Raw genomic sequence first — 16,186 nt, forward strand, 5'->3', positions numbered from 1 at the left:
CGAACGGGCAACACGCCCAGGACGGAGTGTGAGGTAGATCATGTTCACGATGGACTGCGAGCGCTGCCCAGCTCGACCCGGCGCCTGTGACGGGTGCATCATCACCGTTCTCGAATCGGCGGAACCGCAGGTGAACGGGCTTTCGGCGGAGTCGTGCGGCTATGTTCTCGACCCCGAGGTGCGTGAGGCGATCGAAGTGCTGCGTGAGGTGGGGATGGTCTCCACGGTCCGGATCGTGGGGGCCGAAGCCGCCGCGTGAGCGATGAACTGGACTTCGACGAGATGGTTTCGTAACCTTTTCGAGACCTCGGAAGTCATCGCCCGCCCGCCGGCGGGGAGCCGGGGTCACACCTAAGCGCCGCAGGGCGCGCCGGGGAACCAAGATCCACTGGGGTGAATCGCTCGAGGGCCTACAGGTCGGAGAGTGTAGGACAGACTTCCGTGTCCGAACCCGTCAGCTAACCCGGTCGGTGCCGCAGGAAGAAAGAGGAACAGTCTTCGTGGGAGCCCACAGCATCAAGACCAGCTCGACCGGCCGCCGTGTCGCCGCCGCCGGCCTGCTCGCAGCCGGAGCCGCTGTCGCCGGTTCCGGACCCGCCGCCGCCGCGCCCGTGACCGTGGACGTGCCCGTCGAGCTGCAGCTGCCCGGCGTGCCGAACCAGGTCAGCTTCGACCTCCCGGAGGGCATCGAGCTGCCGGCCGGTCTGGCACAGGCCCAGGCCGCCCCCGTCGAGTTCGCCGCGCCCGCCCCGGTGGTCTCGACCGGCCAGCGCATCCTCGACGCGGCCACCACCCGCGTCGGCTCGCCCTACGTCTGGGGCGCGACCGGCCCCAACTCGTTCGACTGCTCCGGTCTGACCTCGTGGGCCTACAAGGAGGCGGGCATCTCCATCCCGCGTACCAGCCAGGCCCAGATCGGCGGCGGGACCCAGATCTCCAAGGCCGACCTGCAGCCGGGTGACATCGTCGCCTTCTACAGTGGCGCCAGCCACGTGGGGATCTACGCCGGTAACGGCCAGGTCGTCCACGCTCCCTACTCGGGCACCTCGGTGAGCTACGCGCCGCTGGACTCGATGCCGTTCTACGGCGCAACCCGCTACTACTGAGTCGGTCGCACACACCGAACTCCCGCAGACCCCGTCGGTACCCGGTCACGAACCGGTCACCGGCGGGGTCTGGCGTCTGTAACATGCGCTCTCAGGTCCCCGATTCCACCGTAGGCGTCGGTGCGACGCCCACGCCCCGCGTGACCCCGGATCCGAGAGTTCGACGACACCAGATGACCCGCAGCCTCCGCGCGGTCGCGATCGCAGCGGCCACGGCCACCTCGTTGACGCTGGGTCTCGCCGTGGCCGGCGCACAGACCACCGAGCCGGCTGCCGAATCCATTCCTACGGTGCCGTCGTCATCCCCGCCCGACGCCACCGCCCCTGTGCCCTCGGCGCCCGTCAACTCGGCGCCTCTGACCACCTTGTCGTCGCCCTCCCTGGTGTCCGACGGGGTGGACGAGGACCTCGTAGAGCTGGCACGGCTGTCCGAGGAGGCCGGAGCCCTGGGGGAGGAGCTGCACCTGGCACGTGAGGAACTGGACCGGGCCACTCGCGAACGCGACCGCCTGGAACGTGCGGCCGGGGTGGCGGCGAGCCGGTCCGCCCTCGCGGACGGAGTCGCGCAACGGGATCAGTCCACCGTCGACCAGCTCGCGACCATGCGATACCGGGGCGGGGACACCGGCGCAACCCGGGCGGCGGTACTCGCCGAGAGTCCCCGGGACCTCGTCCACAGGCTCGACGCCCTCCGTCGACTGTCCGGCGCCACCACCATCGCCCTCGACGTGTCCAGGGCGGCGTCGCGGGAAGCCGTGCGGCTCAGGGAGGACGCCACCCGGTCCGCTTCAGTGGCCCGTGACGCGGCCCGCGATGCACAGGAACGGACCGACGACCTCGCCCGGCGCTCCGAGGAGATGCGGGGACGGATGGACGAGGTACGTCGACGGGTCGATGCGCTGTCGGACGCCCAACGAGCCCGGTGGGCCGGCGGACCGGTGATGCCGGAGGGGTATGTCGCCCCGCCCGTGGACGACGTCAATTCGGCCGCGCTGCGCGTGGCGCTGTCCCGGCTCGGCGCGCCGTACTCGTGGGGGGCGACGGGCCCGTCCGAGTTCGACTGCTCGGGCCTCATGGTCTGGGCGTATGCCCGGGAGGGCAAGACGCTTCCCCGGTCGAGTCAGGCGCAGGCGGTCGCCGGCGCCCCGGTGGCGATGGCCGACATCCGGCCGGGTGACCTCGTCATCTACTTCCCCGGGGCCACCCATGTCGGTATGTACGCCGGCGACGGGCTGGTCCTGCACGCCCCGACCTACGGCGTCCCGGTCCGGCTCGAGAGGGCCGACGCGATGCCGATCCACGGAATCCGCCGCTACTGACCGCGGCGGGCCCGTCGACCACCCTCCGGCCGTGGGGTGCCGGGTGCGCCGGTCGGGGCGATGCCGGCGGGGGCTCTGTGGCAGGCTCGGAGCCGATGACCAAGACGCTGCTGATCACCAACGACTACCCGCCGCGCCCGGGCGGGATCCAGTCGTATCTGGAGACGTATCTGAGCCACCTGGACCCGACCGAGGTCGCGGTCCTCGCCTCGACGTTCCGTGGCGTGGAGTCGCAGGAGTACGACGCCTCGAGGCCCTACCTGGTGGAGAGGGTGCCCACCGAGATGCTGCTCCCGACGCCCGACCTCGCGTCGCGCGCACGGAGGCTCGCCTCGGACTTCGGCGCGACCACGATCTGGTTCGGGGCGGCCGCCCCCCTCGCGGCGATGGCGCCGGTACTGCGAGAGGGGTCGGTGGACCGCATCATCGCGAGCACCCACGGTCACGAGGTGGGGTGGTCCATGCTCCCGGGTTCGCGCCAGGTGCTCCGATTGATCGGGGAGTCCACCGACGCGGTGACCTACGTCAGCGACTACACGCGCAGGCGGTTCGCGGCCGCGTTCGGTCCCCGTGCTCGTCTGGTGCACCAACCGGGCGGGGTGGACACGGAGAAGTTCCGACCGGATCCGGCCCGGCGCAGGGCGATCCGCGATCGCTACGGGCTCGCGGACCGCGAGGTGATCGTGTGTCTGTCGCGCCTCGTGCCGAGGAAGGGACAGGACATGCTCATCCGTGCGATGCCGGAGATCGCCAGGCGGGTGCCCGGGGCGGTCCTCGTCGTCGTCGGCGGGGGACCCTACCGGCGCACGCTGGAGGGACTTGCGCGCCGCCTCGGCGTGACCGATCGGGTCATCTTCACCGGGCGCGTCCCGGCTGACGAGATCGTCGACCACCACCGGATGGCAGACGTCTTCGCCATGCCGTGCAGAACCCGCGGGGGCGGGTTGGACGTCGAGGGACTGGGAATCGTCTACCTGGAGGCGTCCGCGTGCGGGGTGCCGGTCGTGGCCGGCCGGAGCGGGGGCGCGCCGGAGACGGTCTGCGATGGTCGGACCGGACTCGTGGTGGACGGGACCTCGCAGGGCGAGGTCGCCGACGCGGTCGCCGGGCTGCTCGAGGACCGGCCCAGGTCGTCGGCCATGGGCGTGCGCGGCCGGACCTGGGTCCTGGAGAACTGGCGCTGGGAGGACTTGGCGGAAGACATGGAACGCGTGCTCTCGGGGGAGTGACCCGCGAGAGCACGCGTTCCGCGGCGCCGTCGGATCAGGCGTAGAGCGACTCGATCTGCTGGGCGTACTTCTGGTGCACCACGTTGCGCTTGACCTTCAGCGAGGCGGTGAGCTCACCGGTCTCCTCGGTGAACTGGTCCGGCAGCACGTGGTACTTCTTGATCGACTCGGAGTGCGAGACGCTCCGGTTGGCGCGCGCCAGGGCCTGGTCGAGGTGCTCGATCATGTCGGCGTCCTTCAGCAGCTCGTACAGCGAGCCGGACTTGTCGTGGTGGGTCTTCCACCGGTCGACCGCCTCCGGGTCGAGGGTCAGCAGCGCCGCGATGAACGGCTTGCCGTCGCCTACGCACACCGCCTCGGCCACGAGGGGGTCCGCGCGCAGCGCGTCCTCGAGTTGGTTGGGTGCCACGTTCTTGCCGCCGGCCGTGACGATGATCTCCTTCTTCCGGCCGGTGATCGACAGGTAGCCGTCCTCGTCCAGCGAACCGAGGTCGCCGGTGCGGAACCACCCGTCGGTGAAGGACTCGGAGGTCGCCTTCTCGTTCTGCCAGTAGCCGGAGGCCACGACGGGTCCGCTGACCTCGACCTCGCCGTCCTGTGCGATGCGGACCGCGCAGCCGGGCAGCGGCTGACCGACGCTGCCGATCCGCATCCGACCCGGGGTGTTGACCGTGATGGCGGCACAGGTCTCGGTCAGGCCGTAGCCCTCGAAGATGTTGACCCCGATGCCGTCGAAGAAGTGGGTCAGACGCTCACCCAGGGCCGCTCCGCCGGAGATCGCGACCTCACAGCGCCCACCGAGGGCGTTGACGAGCTTGGCGTAGACGAGCTTCGAGAAGATGGCGTGGCGCAGCTTGAGGAGCGGGCCCACACGGCCCTCGCTCCGATTGGCCTTGGAGTACGCGACGGCCGTGTCGGCGGCCTTGTCGAACATCCATGCCTTGACCGCGCCGCCGTCCTGAGCCGTGGCCTGGGCCTTGTTGAAGACCTTCTGGAAGACGCGGGGCACGGCCAGGATGTAGTGCGGCTTCATCTCGCCGAACGTCTCGACCAGATTGGTCAGGTCGGCGGAGTGCGCGATGGTCACACCGGCGTGGAAGCCGGCGTACGTGATGGCGCGGGCCAGCACGTGGGCCAGGGGCAGGAACATCACCGAGGTGGCGTCGTCGCGGAGGATCCCCCTGAATGGCGTCTCGAGGACGGCCAGCGTCTCGGACATGAAGTTGCGGTGGCTGAGCATGACGCCCTTGGGACGTCCCGTGGTGCCCGAGGTGTAGATCAACGTCGCGGGCGAGTCGGCACGCACCGAGGCGCGGCGGGCGTCGAGCACCGAGGCGTCGACCGACGACCCCGCGGACGCGAGGGCCTCCAGGGCCGGGGTGTCACCCTCGATCACCAGGACGTCGGCGACCTCGAGGCCCTCCACGCCCTCCCGGGCGGTGGCCGCGTGGGTGTCGTTCTCGACGATGATCAACCGCGCCGCGGAATCCTCCATGATCCAGCGGATCTGGTCGGCGCTCGAGCTGTCGTACACCGGGACCGTGACCGCGCCGACCGCCCAGATCGCGAAGTCGATGACGTTCCACTCGTACCGGGTCGAGCTCAGCAGGGCGACCCGGTCGCCCGCCTCGACACCGCGCGCCACCAGGCCGCGGGCGATCGTGCGGACCTCCTCGGCGAACTCGAGGTTGGTGACGTCCGTCCACCGACCGTCGACCGGCTTCTGGAAAGCCACGTTCTCCGGGGTCCGTTCTGCCCGGTCGTATGCCGACTGAACGCAGGACCAGTCATCAGGGACGGTGAAGTTGGCGGGTACCGCGACGTATTCGCGCAAAGGGTCCTCCCGGTAAAGCCGTTCAGTGTATGTCGGTGACCACACACTATCGCCGGTGTCGACCGTCGGTCACGTCGCCTGCCCTCCGGGCACGGAGGGTGGGGCGCATCGCGGGGCCCGATGTGTGAAGCTTGGGGGTATGAGCGAGCACGATGGCGCCCCCGAGGTCTGGCCGACCAGAGACTCCACAGTGGTCGACGCGCCGGTTGAGGACGTCATGACCGTGATCTCCGACTTCGCGGCGTACCCCGAATGGTCCGCGTCGATCCGGGCCGCCGAGGTGCTGTCGTCCGGTCAGGACGGTCGCCCGGACCGGGTGCGGTTCCAGCTCGAGGCGGGCGCGATCACCGACGAGTACGTCCTCGTCTACTCGTGGTCGGCGGACGACAGGGGACTGGAGTGGCGCCTGGAGAGCTCGGCGCTGCAGAAGGCCCAGCGGGGTTGCTACCGCCTCGAACCCGTCGAGGGCGGCACACGGGTGGACTACGAGCTCGAGATCGAGCTCACGGTCCCGGTGATCGGGAGCCTGCGCAGCCGTGCCCAGCGGCGGATCCTCGGCGATGCGTTGAGTGAACTCAAGCGCCGGGCGGAATCGCTGTGAGCAGGACCAGGGTCGTCGTCGTGCTCGGGGGTGACCCCGGGGACCGCGCGCGCGTCACCGCCGATGAGCTCGCGGACGGGGAACTCACGGCGCTGGTCCTGACCGGCCATCCCGACGCCGTCGATCCCCGTCTCGACGTCTCGGAGGCCGGGTCCGTCGAGGTGCGGGTCGACGACCCGACCGCCAGGCTCGAGGCCTACCGGTCGGGGGCCGCCGACCCGGATGACGACGTCCTCGCCGCGCTCGCCGCGGGCGGGGACACCCCGCTGGCCGCGGTGCTCGGATGGGAGTACGCGCGGCGCGCCGCCGTGTCCGACTACTGGGACGTCGTCGTGGTCGAGCTCGACGGTGACCTGACCGCGGTACGTCGGATCGCAGCAGCCGGAGAACTGGCCGCCTTCGTGGAGTCGCGGTGGCCCGCCAACGTGCGCTTCGCCTCCATGGCGGCGGGAGGACGCGCCGACGTGCGGGTCCGCGAGGCACACCGCCTCGCATTGCTCGCCGGTGACGTGGCCGACTTCCTGGCCGGGTCGATCGAGATCCGGGTGGCGGGAGCCCCGGCGGGAGGGACCGCCGAGATGGCGGCCCTGGCCCGCGGCGCCGTCACCCCGGTGGTGGCCCCCGACGGTCAGGGCGGATACCGGGTCGAGTACCCCGCCCCGATGCGGCCGTCCGCGCCGGTGTCGGTCGAGGGGGACCGGCTCCGCCTGGAATTCGACGGGTTCCGGGCCGTCATGTCGATGCCGGCATTGCTGTCCCGGTGTGTGCTCACCGACTCGGTGTTCGAGCCCGACACGGGCCGGGTGGTGGTCCGCTTCCTGCCCGACCCGGACCTGTGGCCCCCGAACCTCGTACCGTCCGGATCCGCGGACCGTGCCGGGTAGTATCCGCATTCGTCGACAGCCATCACAAGAGGACCGGTGACCCGTTGCTGTACTACTTGTTCAAATACGTGCTCATCGGCCCGTTCCTGCGGCTGACGAGCCGTCGGGTCGTCACCGGCCGCGAGCATTTCCCCGAGCGCGGCGGTGCGCTGCTGGTGGGGAACCACCAGTCGGTCGCGGACTGGTTGTTCACCCCGTTGCTCCTGCCCCGGAGGGTCACCTTCCTGGCCAAGAGTGACTACTTCACCGGCACGGGCATCCGCGGGATGCTCAGCCGGTGGTTCTTCGCGGGCTCGGGGCAGCACCCGATCGACCGCACCAATGCGGACGCCGCCCAGGCCGCCCTCGACGCGGGACTCGAGGTCCTCTCCTCCGGGGAGATCCTGTGCATCTACCCGGAGGGGACCCGCTCGCCGGACGGTCGCCTGTACCGCGGGAAGACCGGACCGGCCCGCCTCGCGCTCCGCGCCGGGGTGCCCATCATCCCGGTGGGCGTGACCGGGACCTCGGAGTACGTCCGCCGGATCTCCCGGTTCCGCCCCGGACGACGCACCGAGATCCGCGTGATGCTCGGCGAGCCGCTCGACCTGTCGCCGTGGGCCGGACGCGAAGGGGACCGGGACGCGGAGCGTGAGATCACCGACGAGCTCATGCGCCGGATCCAGGCGCTGACCGGTCAGGAGTACGTCCACCACACGTACGGCGCGGAGATGAAGAAGCGCTACGAGGCGGTGCGCAAGGCCGGGCGGAACCTGCTCGACCACCCCGTCGAGGGACAGCGCTGACCGCCGGTGCGCTACTTCTACGACTGCGAGTTCATCGAGGACGGCACCACCATCGAGCTGGTCTCCGTGGGGATCGTCGCCGAGGACGGCCGTGAGTTCTACGCCGTCTCCACCGAGTTCGACGCCTCCGCGGCGGGGCCGTGGGTGCGGCGCAACGTCCTTCCCAAGCTGCCCAACCCGTCGTCGTCCGCATGGATGTCGCGGACACGGATCCGGGACGAGCTCTACGACTTCGTCACCGCCCCACCCACCGGCGGGGTCGAGATGTGGGCGTGGATCGGCGCCTACGACCATGTGGCCGTGTGCCAACTGTGGGGCGACATGACGGCGCTGCCGGCCGCCATGCCCCGGTTCACCCGGGATGTCCGTCAGCTCTGGGAGACCGCGGGCAGACCCGAACTGCCCCAGCACCCCGGCGGGGAGCACGACGCACTCGCCGACGCCCGTCACGCGGCGATGCGCTTCCGCGCCATCGCCGCGAAAGCGCCCCACCTGGGTCTCTGAGCCCCGGTCGGCCGGGGGTGGCGTATCGTCGCCGAGGTGAGCAACTGGACAGTCGACGTCGACATCGCGCAACTCCCCGACCTGCCGCCGCTCTCCGCGGACCTCGATCGCCAGCTGGCGGACGCCCTCTCGCGGCCCGCCCTGCAGCAGCCGTCGTGGGATCCCGGGCACGCCGCGGCGATGCGCAAGGTGCTCGAGAGCGTGCCGCCCATCTGCGTGGCCTCCGAGGTCGAGCACCTCTCCGACCGCCTCGCCGACGTCGCACACGGACGCGCGTTCCTTCTCCAGGGCGGCGACTGCGCCGAGACGTTCGAAGCGAACACGGAGCCGCACATCAAGGGCGTCCTGCGCACCCTGTTGCAGATGTCGGTCGTGCTGACCTACGGCGCGTCGATGCCCGTGGTCAAGGTCGGTCGGATCGCCGGCCAGTACGCCAAGCCCCGCTCCGCGGACCGGGACGGCACCGGGCTGCTGTCCTACCGCGGCGACATGGTCAACGGCCTCGAGCCGGACGAGGCCGCCCGCGGACACGATGCGTCGCGACTGGTCCGCGCGTACGCCAACGCGGCCGCGGCGATGAACCTGGTCCGCTCCCTGACGGCGTCCGGCACCGCCGACCTGCATCGCGTCCACGAGTGGAACATGGAGTTCGTCGCCGGGTCGCCCGCGGGTGCCCGCTACGAGGCCCTGGCCGCGGAGGTGGATCGCGGACTGCGCTTCATGGACGCCTGCGGGGTGTCGGACGCGAATCTGCGCTCGGCCGACATCTTCTCCTCCCATGAGGCCCTGGTGCTGGACTACGAGCGGGCCATGCTGCGGCTGGCCGATGACGGCACCGGACTGACCGGCGACGCCGAGCAGGGGTTGTACGACCTGTCCGCGCACTTCCTGTGGATCGGGGAGCGCACCCGTGGCATCGACGACGCCCACGTCGCGTTCGCCTCACTGATCCAGAACCCGATCGGTCTGAAGATCGGCCCCACCACCACTCCGGAGCTGGCGGTCGAGTACGTGAAGAAGCTCGACCCCCACAACCGGCCGGGTCGGCTGACCCTCGTCTCGCGCATGGGCAACGACAAGGTCCGCGAGGCCCTGCCCCCGATCGTCCAGGCGGTCGAGGCGACGGGCCACAAGGTCATCTGGCAGTGCGACCCCATGCACGGCAACACCCACTCGACGTCCAACGGCTACAAGACCCGCCACTTCGACCGGATCATCGACGAGGTGCAGGGATTCTTCGAGGTCCACCACTCGCTCGGTTCGCACCCGGGCGGCATCCACATCGAGCTCACCGGCGAGGACGTCACGGAGTGCCTCGGTGGCGCCCAGGACATCTCGGACCTCGACCTGGCGGGCCGCTACGAGACCGCCTGCGACCCGCGGCTCAACACCCAGCAGTCGCTGGAGTTGGCGTACCTCGTGGCGGAGATGCTGCGCGGCTGAGCCGTCAGCCCAGCGCGTCGATCTCGACCTCGCTGCCCCGGGCCACCACGCGGCCGGGCAGCGGGTTCTGCCCGTAGACGATGCCCCGGGCGGTGCCCGAGTCGATGGTGGCCCTGAGGCCGGCGTCCTGCAGCGTCCGACGCGCGTCGGAGGCCCGCGCCCCCAACAACACCGGGACGGTCACCGCGTCGGAGGGAACGATCCGCAGGACCGCGTTCGCCGGGTCGACCCGGGTGCCGGCCGGGGGGTCGGTGCGGACCACACGCCCGTCGGCGATCTGTCGATCGGTCACGGGCGCCTCGCGGACGATGGTGAACCCGGCCTCGTCGAGGACATCCGCCGCCTCGTCGAGGGGGACGTCCCGGATGTCCGGCACGGTCAGCGCGTTGGAGACGAGCAGGGTGACGCCGTCACCGCGGGACACGTCGGTTCCGGGATCCGGGTCGGTGCCCACGGCCAGGCCGCCGTCCACCTCGTCGTCGTAGACCCTCCTGACCTGTGACACCGTCAGGCCCGCGCCCTCGAGGGCCGCGCGAGCCTGATCCTCCTCCAGCCCCACCACCTCGGGGACCGCGACGGGGGCGGGCCCGGAACTCGTGACCATGGCGACGCGCGTGCCCACGTCGACGGTCGTCCCCGCGCTCGGCTGCACCGAGACCACCTGACCGACGGGCACCGAGTCCGAGTGTTCGCTCCCGCCGCGGACCGGTTCCAGTGAGTTCTCCCGCAGTGCCGCCGACACGGCGTCGACCGACCGGTCGGCGCCCACCTCGGGAACCACGGGACGACCGACGGACACCAGTACCGCCACCGTGTCCCCGCGGGGGACCTTCTCACCCGCCGCGGGGTCGGTACCCACCAGGGCGGACGGGGGGACGTCGTTGCTGAAGGCGTCCCGGGTGGCGGCGGTGAGTCCGACGGCGTTGACCGCCTCTGTCGCCTGCCCCACGGACATGCCCTGGACCGCCGGTACCTCGACGAACCGTCCGGACCCCAGCCACCAGCCGGCCACTGCCAGGCCGATCGCGGCCGCGAGCACCACGATGAGCCACAGCATCCCGCGCCGGGGACGCGGACGGATGACGTCCCGGTCGGGGGCGGTGTCGAGGTCACCGGGGGGATAGTGACCCGAGCCCGCGCCGTGCCAGTGCGCGGGGGCGGCGCCCGCTCCCGCAGCCGCTCCCGCGTCCGTCGGCACCGGAACGGCTCTGGTCTCGACCCTGGTCGGCGTCGGCCCGTCGCCCCGTCGCAGCGTCTCGCCGCTCTCACGGTCGGCGGCGTCGAACTCGGACTCCCCGCCCGGGGTCGCGCGCGCGGCGTTCGCCCGCGCCCTGGACCACGAGGACTGCCTCGGTGCCGGGACGACGTAGTCGGGGAACCGGCCGATCCTGGCGGCCTGGTCGAGGTCCCGGAGCATCTCCCCGGCGTCGGCGTAGCGGTCCTCGCGGCTGCGTCGGGTGGCGTGCAGGATGAGGTGGTCCAGGTCCTCGGCCACGGTGTCGGACTGGTCGGACGGGGCGGGCACGTCGGTGTCGAGGCGACGGTAGGCCACGGCGATGTTGTTGTCGCCGCTGAACGGTGGCTCCCCGGTGAGCATCTCGTAGGCGAGCACGCCCAGCGAGTAGAGATCGGACCGGGCGTCGGTGTCGGCGCCGGAGATCTGCTCGGGGGAGAGGTAGGCGGCCGTCCCCATCACCACGCTGCTGGAGGTGGCACGGGACTCGGCCACGGCGCGGACGAGGCCGAAGTCCGCGAGCTTGACCGCGCCGTTGGTGGAGATCAGCACGTTCTCCGGCTTGATGTCGCGGTGCACCAACCCGGCCTGGTGGGCCTCGCGCAGGGCGCCGAGCAGCGGACGCAGGACGGCGGCCGCGGCGTACGGGGGCATCGGACCGCGCTCGTCGAGTAGCTCCCGCAGTGTCCCGCCGGGCACGAGCTCCATCACCAGGAACGCGGTGTCGCCCTCGACGCCCTGGTCGAAGACCTGGACGATCCCGGGATCGGACAGGCGGGCCGCCGACCTGGCCTCGAGGGTGAAGCGGTCGACGAACGCGCGGTCACCGGCGAGGGTCGGATCGAGCAGCTTGACGGCGACGTGGCGGTCCAGCCGCTCGTCGGTGGCCAGGTGGACGGTGGACATCCCGCCGCGGGCGATCACGGCGTCGAGCCGGTATCGACCGTCGAGCAGGGTGCCTGGTCCGGGGGGCTTCCCGTCGTAAGTGCTCATGGCGTCCATTCTGCCCCTCCCGTCCCGTCGGCGGTATGTCCCGAGCCGACGGGGTCCGCAACCCCGCGGCGCCGGTCCCGCGGGTGGGAGCCGGTCGTGCGCCGGTGGGACCCGGGCGCACCCGTGGGACTAACCTGGGAGGGGTGAGTACCGTTCCGCACGCCGACGACGTCCTTCCCGCCGACGTTGAGACCATCAACCTGCCCGAGGTGTCCGAACGTCTGGGCATCCCCGTGACCCGCGTGCACGATCTGCTGCGCGACGGGACCCTGCTCGCCGTCCGGCGGGCGGGCATCGTGATGGTGCCGGCACTGTTCCTCGACGACGACGAAGTCGTGCGTTTCCTGCCCGGGCTGGTCGCGGTCCTGCGGGATGGCGGCTACCGGGACGAGGAGATCCTGCGCTGGCTGTTCGAGGAGGACGAGTCCCTACCCGGCCGGCCGGCCGACGCTCTGCACGGTCACGGCGCGCGCGAGGTCATGCGTCGCGCCCAGGCGATGGCGTTCTGATCCCGGCGGTCGCCCGCCACCACCATCCGACTGCGGCGAGGGCCGCCGCGACGGCCGCCGCGACGAGTCCGGGACTGTAGAGGCTGGTCGACCCGTTGGGGCCGATCGCCATCACGAGGAAGACGGTCACCGCCACGGCGACCGTGGTCGCGCGCCGGCCGGGTCGGGCGGCCACCCAGAACGCCGCGACCCATACGTGGTACCAGGGCCAGGCCAGCGAGTTGAGGACGACGAAGGCGAGCAGCGCCACCATGACGCCGCGCAGCGTCGACCGGGTATCGCGCCGGTGGAGCCACCACACCAGCACCAGTGTCGCGCCCAGGACGACCCGTCCGACGCGGCGCGTGACGGCCAGGACGTCCTCGAAACCGGGGGTGTCGAACGCGGCGTGGACGACGTGCGCCACCGCGGTGGGCGCGCTGAGGTAGTTGATGACCCGGTCGGAGACGGAGATCGCGTCCACCCAGCCGAAGCCGGTGCCCGCGACGAGGGTCGCCAGGACGAACGCGACGACGGCGGTGCCCGCCGCGACGCCCGTGTCGACGACAGCCCCGGTCAGTGGGCGCCTCGCCCCGCGGGAGGTCCGCCGTCGGTCCAGTGCGATCCAGAACAGGAACGGCGCGACGATCACTGCGGTGGCCTTGAACGCCACGGCGATCCCGATCGCCGCGCCGGCCCACGCGTAGCGCCGGTCCAGGGTGAGAACGACGGCGCCGACACACGCGACCAGCGGGAAGATCTCGTTGTGCAGCCCGCCCGCGAGGTGGATGACGGTCAGGGGCGAGGCGCCGGCCATCCACACCGCCGCCGCCGCGTCCACCCCGGCGCGGCGGGACAGGGCGACGACGAGGGCGACGAGCGCGGCCAGCGCGACGAGCACCACCACCCTGAGGATGATGATCCCCACCGCCGGGTGCCCGCCGGACAGGGCCACGATGACACGCATGAGCAGGAGGTGTAACGGGCCGTAGGGGGTGGCGGTGGACTGCCAGTCCGGGCTGACCTCGTCGGTGAACGGACCGGGGTTGACCTCCGGGCCGTGGTGGTACGGGTCGGCTCCTGCGGCGCTCATGGCGCCCTGTGCCAGGTAGGACCACGCATCGCGACTGAACAGGGGGACCGCGGGCAGCATCGGTGCCGACCACAGGGTGGTCGCCCAGACGGCGTCGCGGGTGTGGAGCCGGCCCGAGACCGCGCGGGGGCCGAGCGCGAGCCACGAGGTGACCAGGAGTGCGACGCCGGCCCAGCACAGGATGAGGGCGAGGATCTCGCCGTGCCCGAATGTGAAGCCGGGCAGGCCCACCGCGACCGCCACACCACCGTCCACGGGCAGGGCGCCCGCCCCGAAGCCGGAGAGCGTGAGCAGGACCGACCCGAGGACGCCGCGCCACAGGGCGGGTCCGGAGGGGCCGGTCAGGGCGGCCCGGGCCGAGGCCGCGGTGACGGTGCTCGCCGCTCGGATCCGTCCCGGCGACGACGGGGATGACGCGGGAGATGTCGACGGCGAGGATGACGACGGCGAGGATGACGACGGCGAGGTGACCGCCTCCGGCCGGGGTTCAGTCGCTCCGGGCACGGATCAGGCCCGCCGGCGGGTCGCGGCCTCCGCGAGTGCCCGCAGCGTGTCCCGCCCGTGGTCGCTGACCGCGTCGGAGGCGATGGCGTCCAGGGCCCGGGTGGTCAACTCGCCGATCTCGGCCTCCACCGAGGCCACGGCGCCGGAGTCCACGAGGACGCCACGGGCGCGGTCGAGAGTGGCCGCGTCGAGTTCCGTCCCGAGCACGCCGAGGAGGAAGTCCGCGTCCCGACGGGGGGCGAGGGCGGTCGCGCGGGCGAGAAGCAGGGTGCGCTTGCCCTCGCGCAGGTCGTCCCCGGAGGGCTTGCCGGTCACCTCCGGGTCGCCGAACACCCCCAGCATGTCGTCGCGCAGTTGGAACGCCTGCCCCACGGCCACCCCGAACTCCCGCAGGGCGGAGACGGTGTCCGTCCCGGCACCGGCCAGCTCGGCGCCGATGTGCAGCGGCCGCTCGACCGTGTAGGCGGCGGTCTTGTAGCGGTTCACGCGGGCCGGGGTGAGTTCGTCGGTGGCGCCGGAGGCCTCGGCGAGGATGTCGAGCATCTGGCCGGACAGGACCTCGGTCTTCATCGCGTACCAGGGGCCCAGCGCGCGGGCCAGGGCCTCGGGTGCGACGCCGGAGGACACGAACATCTCATCAGCCCACGTCAGTGCGAGGTCACCCACGAGGATGGCCTGGGAGACGCCGTACCGTGCCGATTCACCGTCCCACCTCTCGTCACGGTGCGCGGCCTCGATCGTGCGGTGGACGGTGGGGCGGCCGCGTCGGGTGTCGGAGGCGTCCACGATGTCGTCGTGGACGAGGGCGCACGCCTGGATCAACTCGAGGGCGGCGCAGGCGGCCACGACCTCGTCCGGGGCGGGCTCGTCGGTCTCGCTCGCCGCCGCCCAACCGGCCAGGGCGAACCGGGGCCGCATGCGTTTGCCGCCGTCGAGCACGAAGTCGGAGAGAAGGCCGGCCAGGCGATCGACCCGTTCGTCGACCCCCGCCACGACCACACGCCGTCCCTCGATGTGTCGGCGGAGCGCGTCGAGGACGCGTTCTCCGTCGTCCGGGCGAGTCGCCGTGACCACGGGCACCATCCCTTCCGGGCGCCCGGTCCGGCCGCCCTCGTCGCCGACGATCCTAGTCGTCGGGCGGCGGCCGGACCGGACGCGCGTCGGGCTACCCTGGTCGGGTGACCCAGCTACCCGACTCCGCCCCGACGGACGGCGGCCGGCACCCGAGCATCGTGGAGCGGATCGCGACGTCGACCACCCCGAGGGTTCCGTTCTCCGTCGAGTTCTACCCGCCTCGTGACGAGGCCGCCGAAGACCGCCTCTGGCGCGCCGCCACCGTGTTCTCCGACCTCGGTGCGGCGTTCGTCTCGGTCACCTACGGGGCCGGTGGATCCACGCGGGACCGCACGGTCCGGGTCGTCGAGCGGCTGGTGCGAGAGACGAACCTGCTGCCCATCGCGCACCTGACGGCGGTCGACCACACGGTCGCCGAACTGAGCGACATGATCCGCATGTACGGCGAGGTGGGGGTGTCCAACATCCTCGCCCTGCGCGGCGACCCGCCCGGCGACCCGCTGGGGGAGTGGACGGCACACCCCGAGGGCCTGCACTACGCCGAGGAACTCGTCCGGTTGATCCACGAGGTGGGCGACTTCCACGTGGGGGTGGCGTCCTTTCCGGAGGGGCACTACCGGGCGCGCGATCTCGAGCACGACTCCGAGATCCTCGTCAACAAACTCCGGGCCGGTGCGGAGTACTCGATCACCCAGATGTTCTGGGACGTGGAGCACTACCTGCGCCTGCGGGACCGCGCCGTCAGAGCCGATCAGGAGCAGGGCGCCAAACCCATCATTCCCGGACTCATGCCGGTCACGAGCCTGCGCCAGGTCACGCGGATGGTCGAGCTCTCGGGCTGCGCGCTTCCCGACGACCTGTCCGAGCGACTCCAGACCGCGGCGGGGGACGGGCCCGAGGAGAACCGGGCGGCGGTCCGCGAGGTGGGGATCGAACTCACCACCCGCATGTGCGAGCGGCTGATCGCCGAAGGTGCGCCGTGCCTGCACTTCAACACGCTGAACTTCTCTAAGGCCACCCACGAGGTCCTCTCGAACCTGTCGATGGTTCCCGCGTCCGGGGTGGCGGCCGGCCGGATCTGATCCGTGCCGGGCG

The 16,186-nt window shown here is 71.6% G+C and carries 15 protein-coding genes and 1 riboswitch; of the genes, 11 read left to right on the forward strand and 4 right to left on the reverse strand.

The features are described from left to right. Nucleotides 1–40 precede the first annotated feature (40 nt). The 4 genes from L8M95_RS16130 to L8M95_RS16145 all read left to right on the forward strand — a co-directional run bounded on the left by L8M95_RS16130 (nt 41) and on the right by L8M95_RS16145 (nt 3,654). A complete protein-coding gene (locus L8M95_RS16130) occupies nt 41–259 on the forward strand; it encodes a hypothetical protein (RefSeq protein WP_260487093.1) in 219 nt (72 codons plus the stop codon). A 79-nt stretch (nt 260–338) separates the two neighbouring features. Continuing rightward, nucleotides 339–488, forward strand: a riboswitch (cyclic di-AMP (ydaO/yuaA leader). 12 nt (nt 489–500) lie between these two features. Further along, complete coding sequence (locus L8M95_RS16135) at nt 501–1,106, forward strand: C40 family peptidase (protein WP_260487094.1); 606 nt, start codon at nt 501–503, stop codon at nt 1,104–1,106. Between the two features lie 173 nt (nt 1,107–1,279). Then, on the forward strand, nt 1,280–2,425 hold the full coding sequence (locus tag L8M95_RS16140) for an NlpC/P60 family protein (RefSeq protein WP_260487095.1): 1,146 nt from the start codon (nt 1,280–1,282) through the stop codon (nt 2,423–2,425). Between the two features lie 95 nt (nt 2,426–2,520). Beyond that, the gene (locus L8M95_RS16145; protein WP_260487096.1) at nt 2,521–3,654 is read left to right on the forward strand and encodes a glycosyltransferase family 4 protein; all 1,134 of its coding nucleotides are present in this window, start codon (nt 2,521–2,523) and stop codon (nt 3,652–3,654) included. Between the two features lie 34 nt (nt 3,655–3,688). Here L8M95_RS16145 and L8M95_RS16150 read toward each other — a convergent pair whose 3' ends face one another. Further along, entirely contained in the window at nt 3,689–5,488 is a 1,800-nt protein-coding gene (locus tag L8M95_RS16150) for a long-chain fatty acid--CoA ligase (protein ID WP_260487097.1), read from the reverse strand. Between the two features lie 139 nt (nt 5,489–5,627). Between L8M95_RS16150 and L8M95_RS16155 the strand changes: the two genes are divergently transcribed. The 5 genes from L8M95_RS16155 to L8M95_RS16175 are packed head-to-tail and all read left to right on the forward strand — an operon-like array spanning nt 5,628 to nt 9,705. Next, nucleotides 5,628–6,089: an SRPBCC family protein gene (locus tag L8M95_RS16155; protein WP_260487098.1), complete on the forward strand. Its 462-nt coding sequence runs from the start codon at nt 5,628–5,630 to the stop codon at nt 6,087–6,089. Then, nucleotides 6,086–6,973 carry a hypothetical protein gene (locus L8M95_RS16160; RefSeq protein ID WP_260487099.1) on the forward strand — a complete coding sequence of 296 codons (888 nt, stop codon included), beginning with the start codon at nt 6,086–6,088 and terminating at the stop codon, nt 6,971–6,973. The genes L8M95_RS16155 and L8M95_RS16160 overlap by 4 nt, the downstream gene beginning before the upstream one ends. 44 nt (nt 6,974–7,017) lie before the next feature. Continuing rightward, nucleotides 7,018–7,758 carry a 1-acyl-sn-glycerol-3-phosphate acyltransferase gene (locus L8M95_RS16165; RefSeq protein ID WP_260487100.1) on the forward strand — a complete coding sequence of 247 codons (741 nt, stop codon included), beginning with the start codon at nt 7,018–7,020 and terminating at the stop codon, nt 7,756–7,758. A gap of 6 nt (nt 7,759–7,764) precedes the next feature. After that, complete coding sequence (locus L8M95_RS16170) at nt 7,765–8,262, forward strand: polyadenylate-specific 3'-exoribonuclease AS (protein ID WP_260487101.1); 498 nt, start codon at nt 7,765–7,767, stop codon at nt 8,260–8,262. A 36-nt stretch (nt 8,263–8,298) separates the two neighbouring features. Then, nucleotides 8,299–9,705, forward strand: a complete 1,407-nt coding sequence (locus tag L8M95_RS16175; protein WP_260487102.1) for a class II 3-deoxy-7-phosphoheptulonate synthase — start codon at nt 8,299–8,301, stop codon at nt 9,703–9,705. 4 nt (nt 9,706–9,709) lie between these two features. On the opposite strand, the gene pknB is transcribed toward L8M95_RS16175, so the two are convergent. Then, nucleotides 9,710–11,941: a Stk1 family PASTA domain-containing Ser/Thr kinase gene (pknB, locus tag L8M95_RS16180; protein ID WP_396119068.1), complete on the reverse strand. Its 2,232-nt coding sequence runs from the start codon at nt 11,939–11,941 to the stop codon at nt 9,710–9,712. Between the two features lie 134 nt (nt 11,942–12,075). Between pknB and L8M95_RS16185 the strand changes: the two genes are divergently transcribed. Beyond that, nucleotides 12,076–12,441: an Rv2175c family DNA-binding protein gene (locus L8M95_RS16185; RefSeq protein ID WP_260487104.1), complete on the forward strand. Its 366-nt coding sequence runs from the start codon at nt 12,076–12,078 to the stop codon at nt 12,439–12,441. Here L8M95_RS16185 and mptB read toward each other — a convergent pair. Together mptB and L8M95_RS16195 are read right to left on the reverse strand one after the other, a co-directional pair. Then, nucleotides 12,410–14,017, reverse strand: a complete 1,608-nt coding sequence (mptB, locus tag L8M95_RS16190; protein ID WP_260487105.1) for a polyprenol phosphomannose-dependent alpha 1,6 mannosyltransferase MptB — start codon at nt 14,015–14,017, stop codon at nt 12,410–12,412. The genes L8M95_RS16185 and mptB overlap by 32 nt on opposite strands. Nucleotides 14,018–14,020: 3 nt before the next feature. Then, nucleotides 14,021–15,100, reverse strand: coding sequence for a polyprenyl synthetase family protein (locus L8M95_RS16195; protein WP_260487106.1), 1,080 nt, complete (start codon nt 15,098–15,100; stop codon nt 14,021–14,023). Nucleotides 15,101–15,195: 95 nt separating this feature from the next. On the opposite strand from L8M95_RS16195, the gene metF reads away from it, so the two are divergent. Then, entirely contained in the window at nt 15,196–16,173 is a 978-nt protein-coding gene (gene metF / locus L8M95_RS16200) for a methylenetetrahydrofolate reductase [NAD(P)H] (protein WP_260487107.1), read from the forward strand. The last annotated feature ends 13 nt before the right edge of the window (nt 16,174–16,186 follow it).

It is taken from the genome of Dietzia sp. B32 (assembly GCF_024732245.1).
GTDB lineage: Bacteria > Actinomycetota > Actinomycetes > Mycobacteriales > Mycobacteriaceae > Dietzia.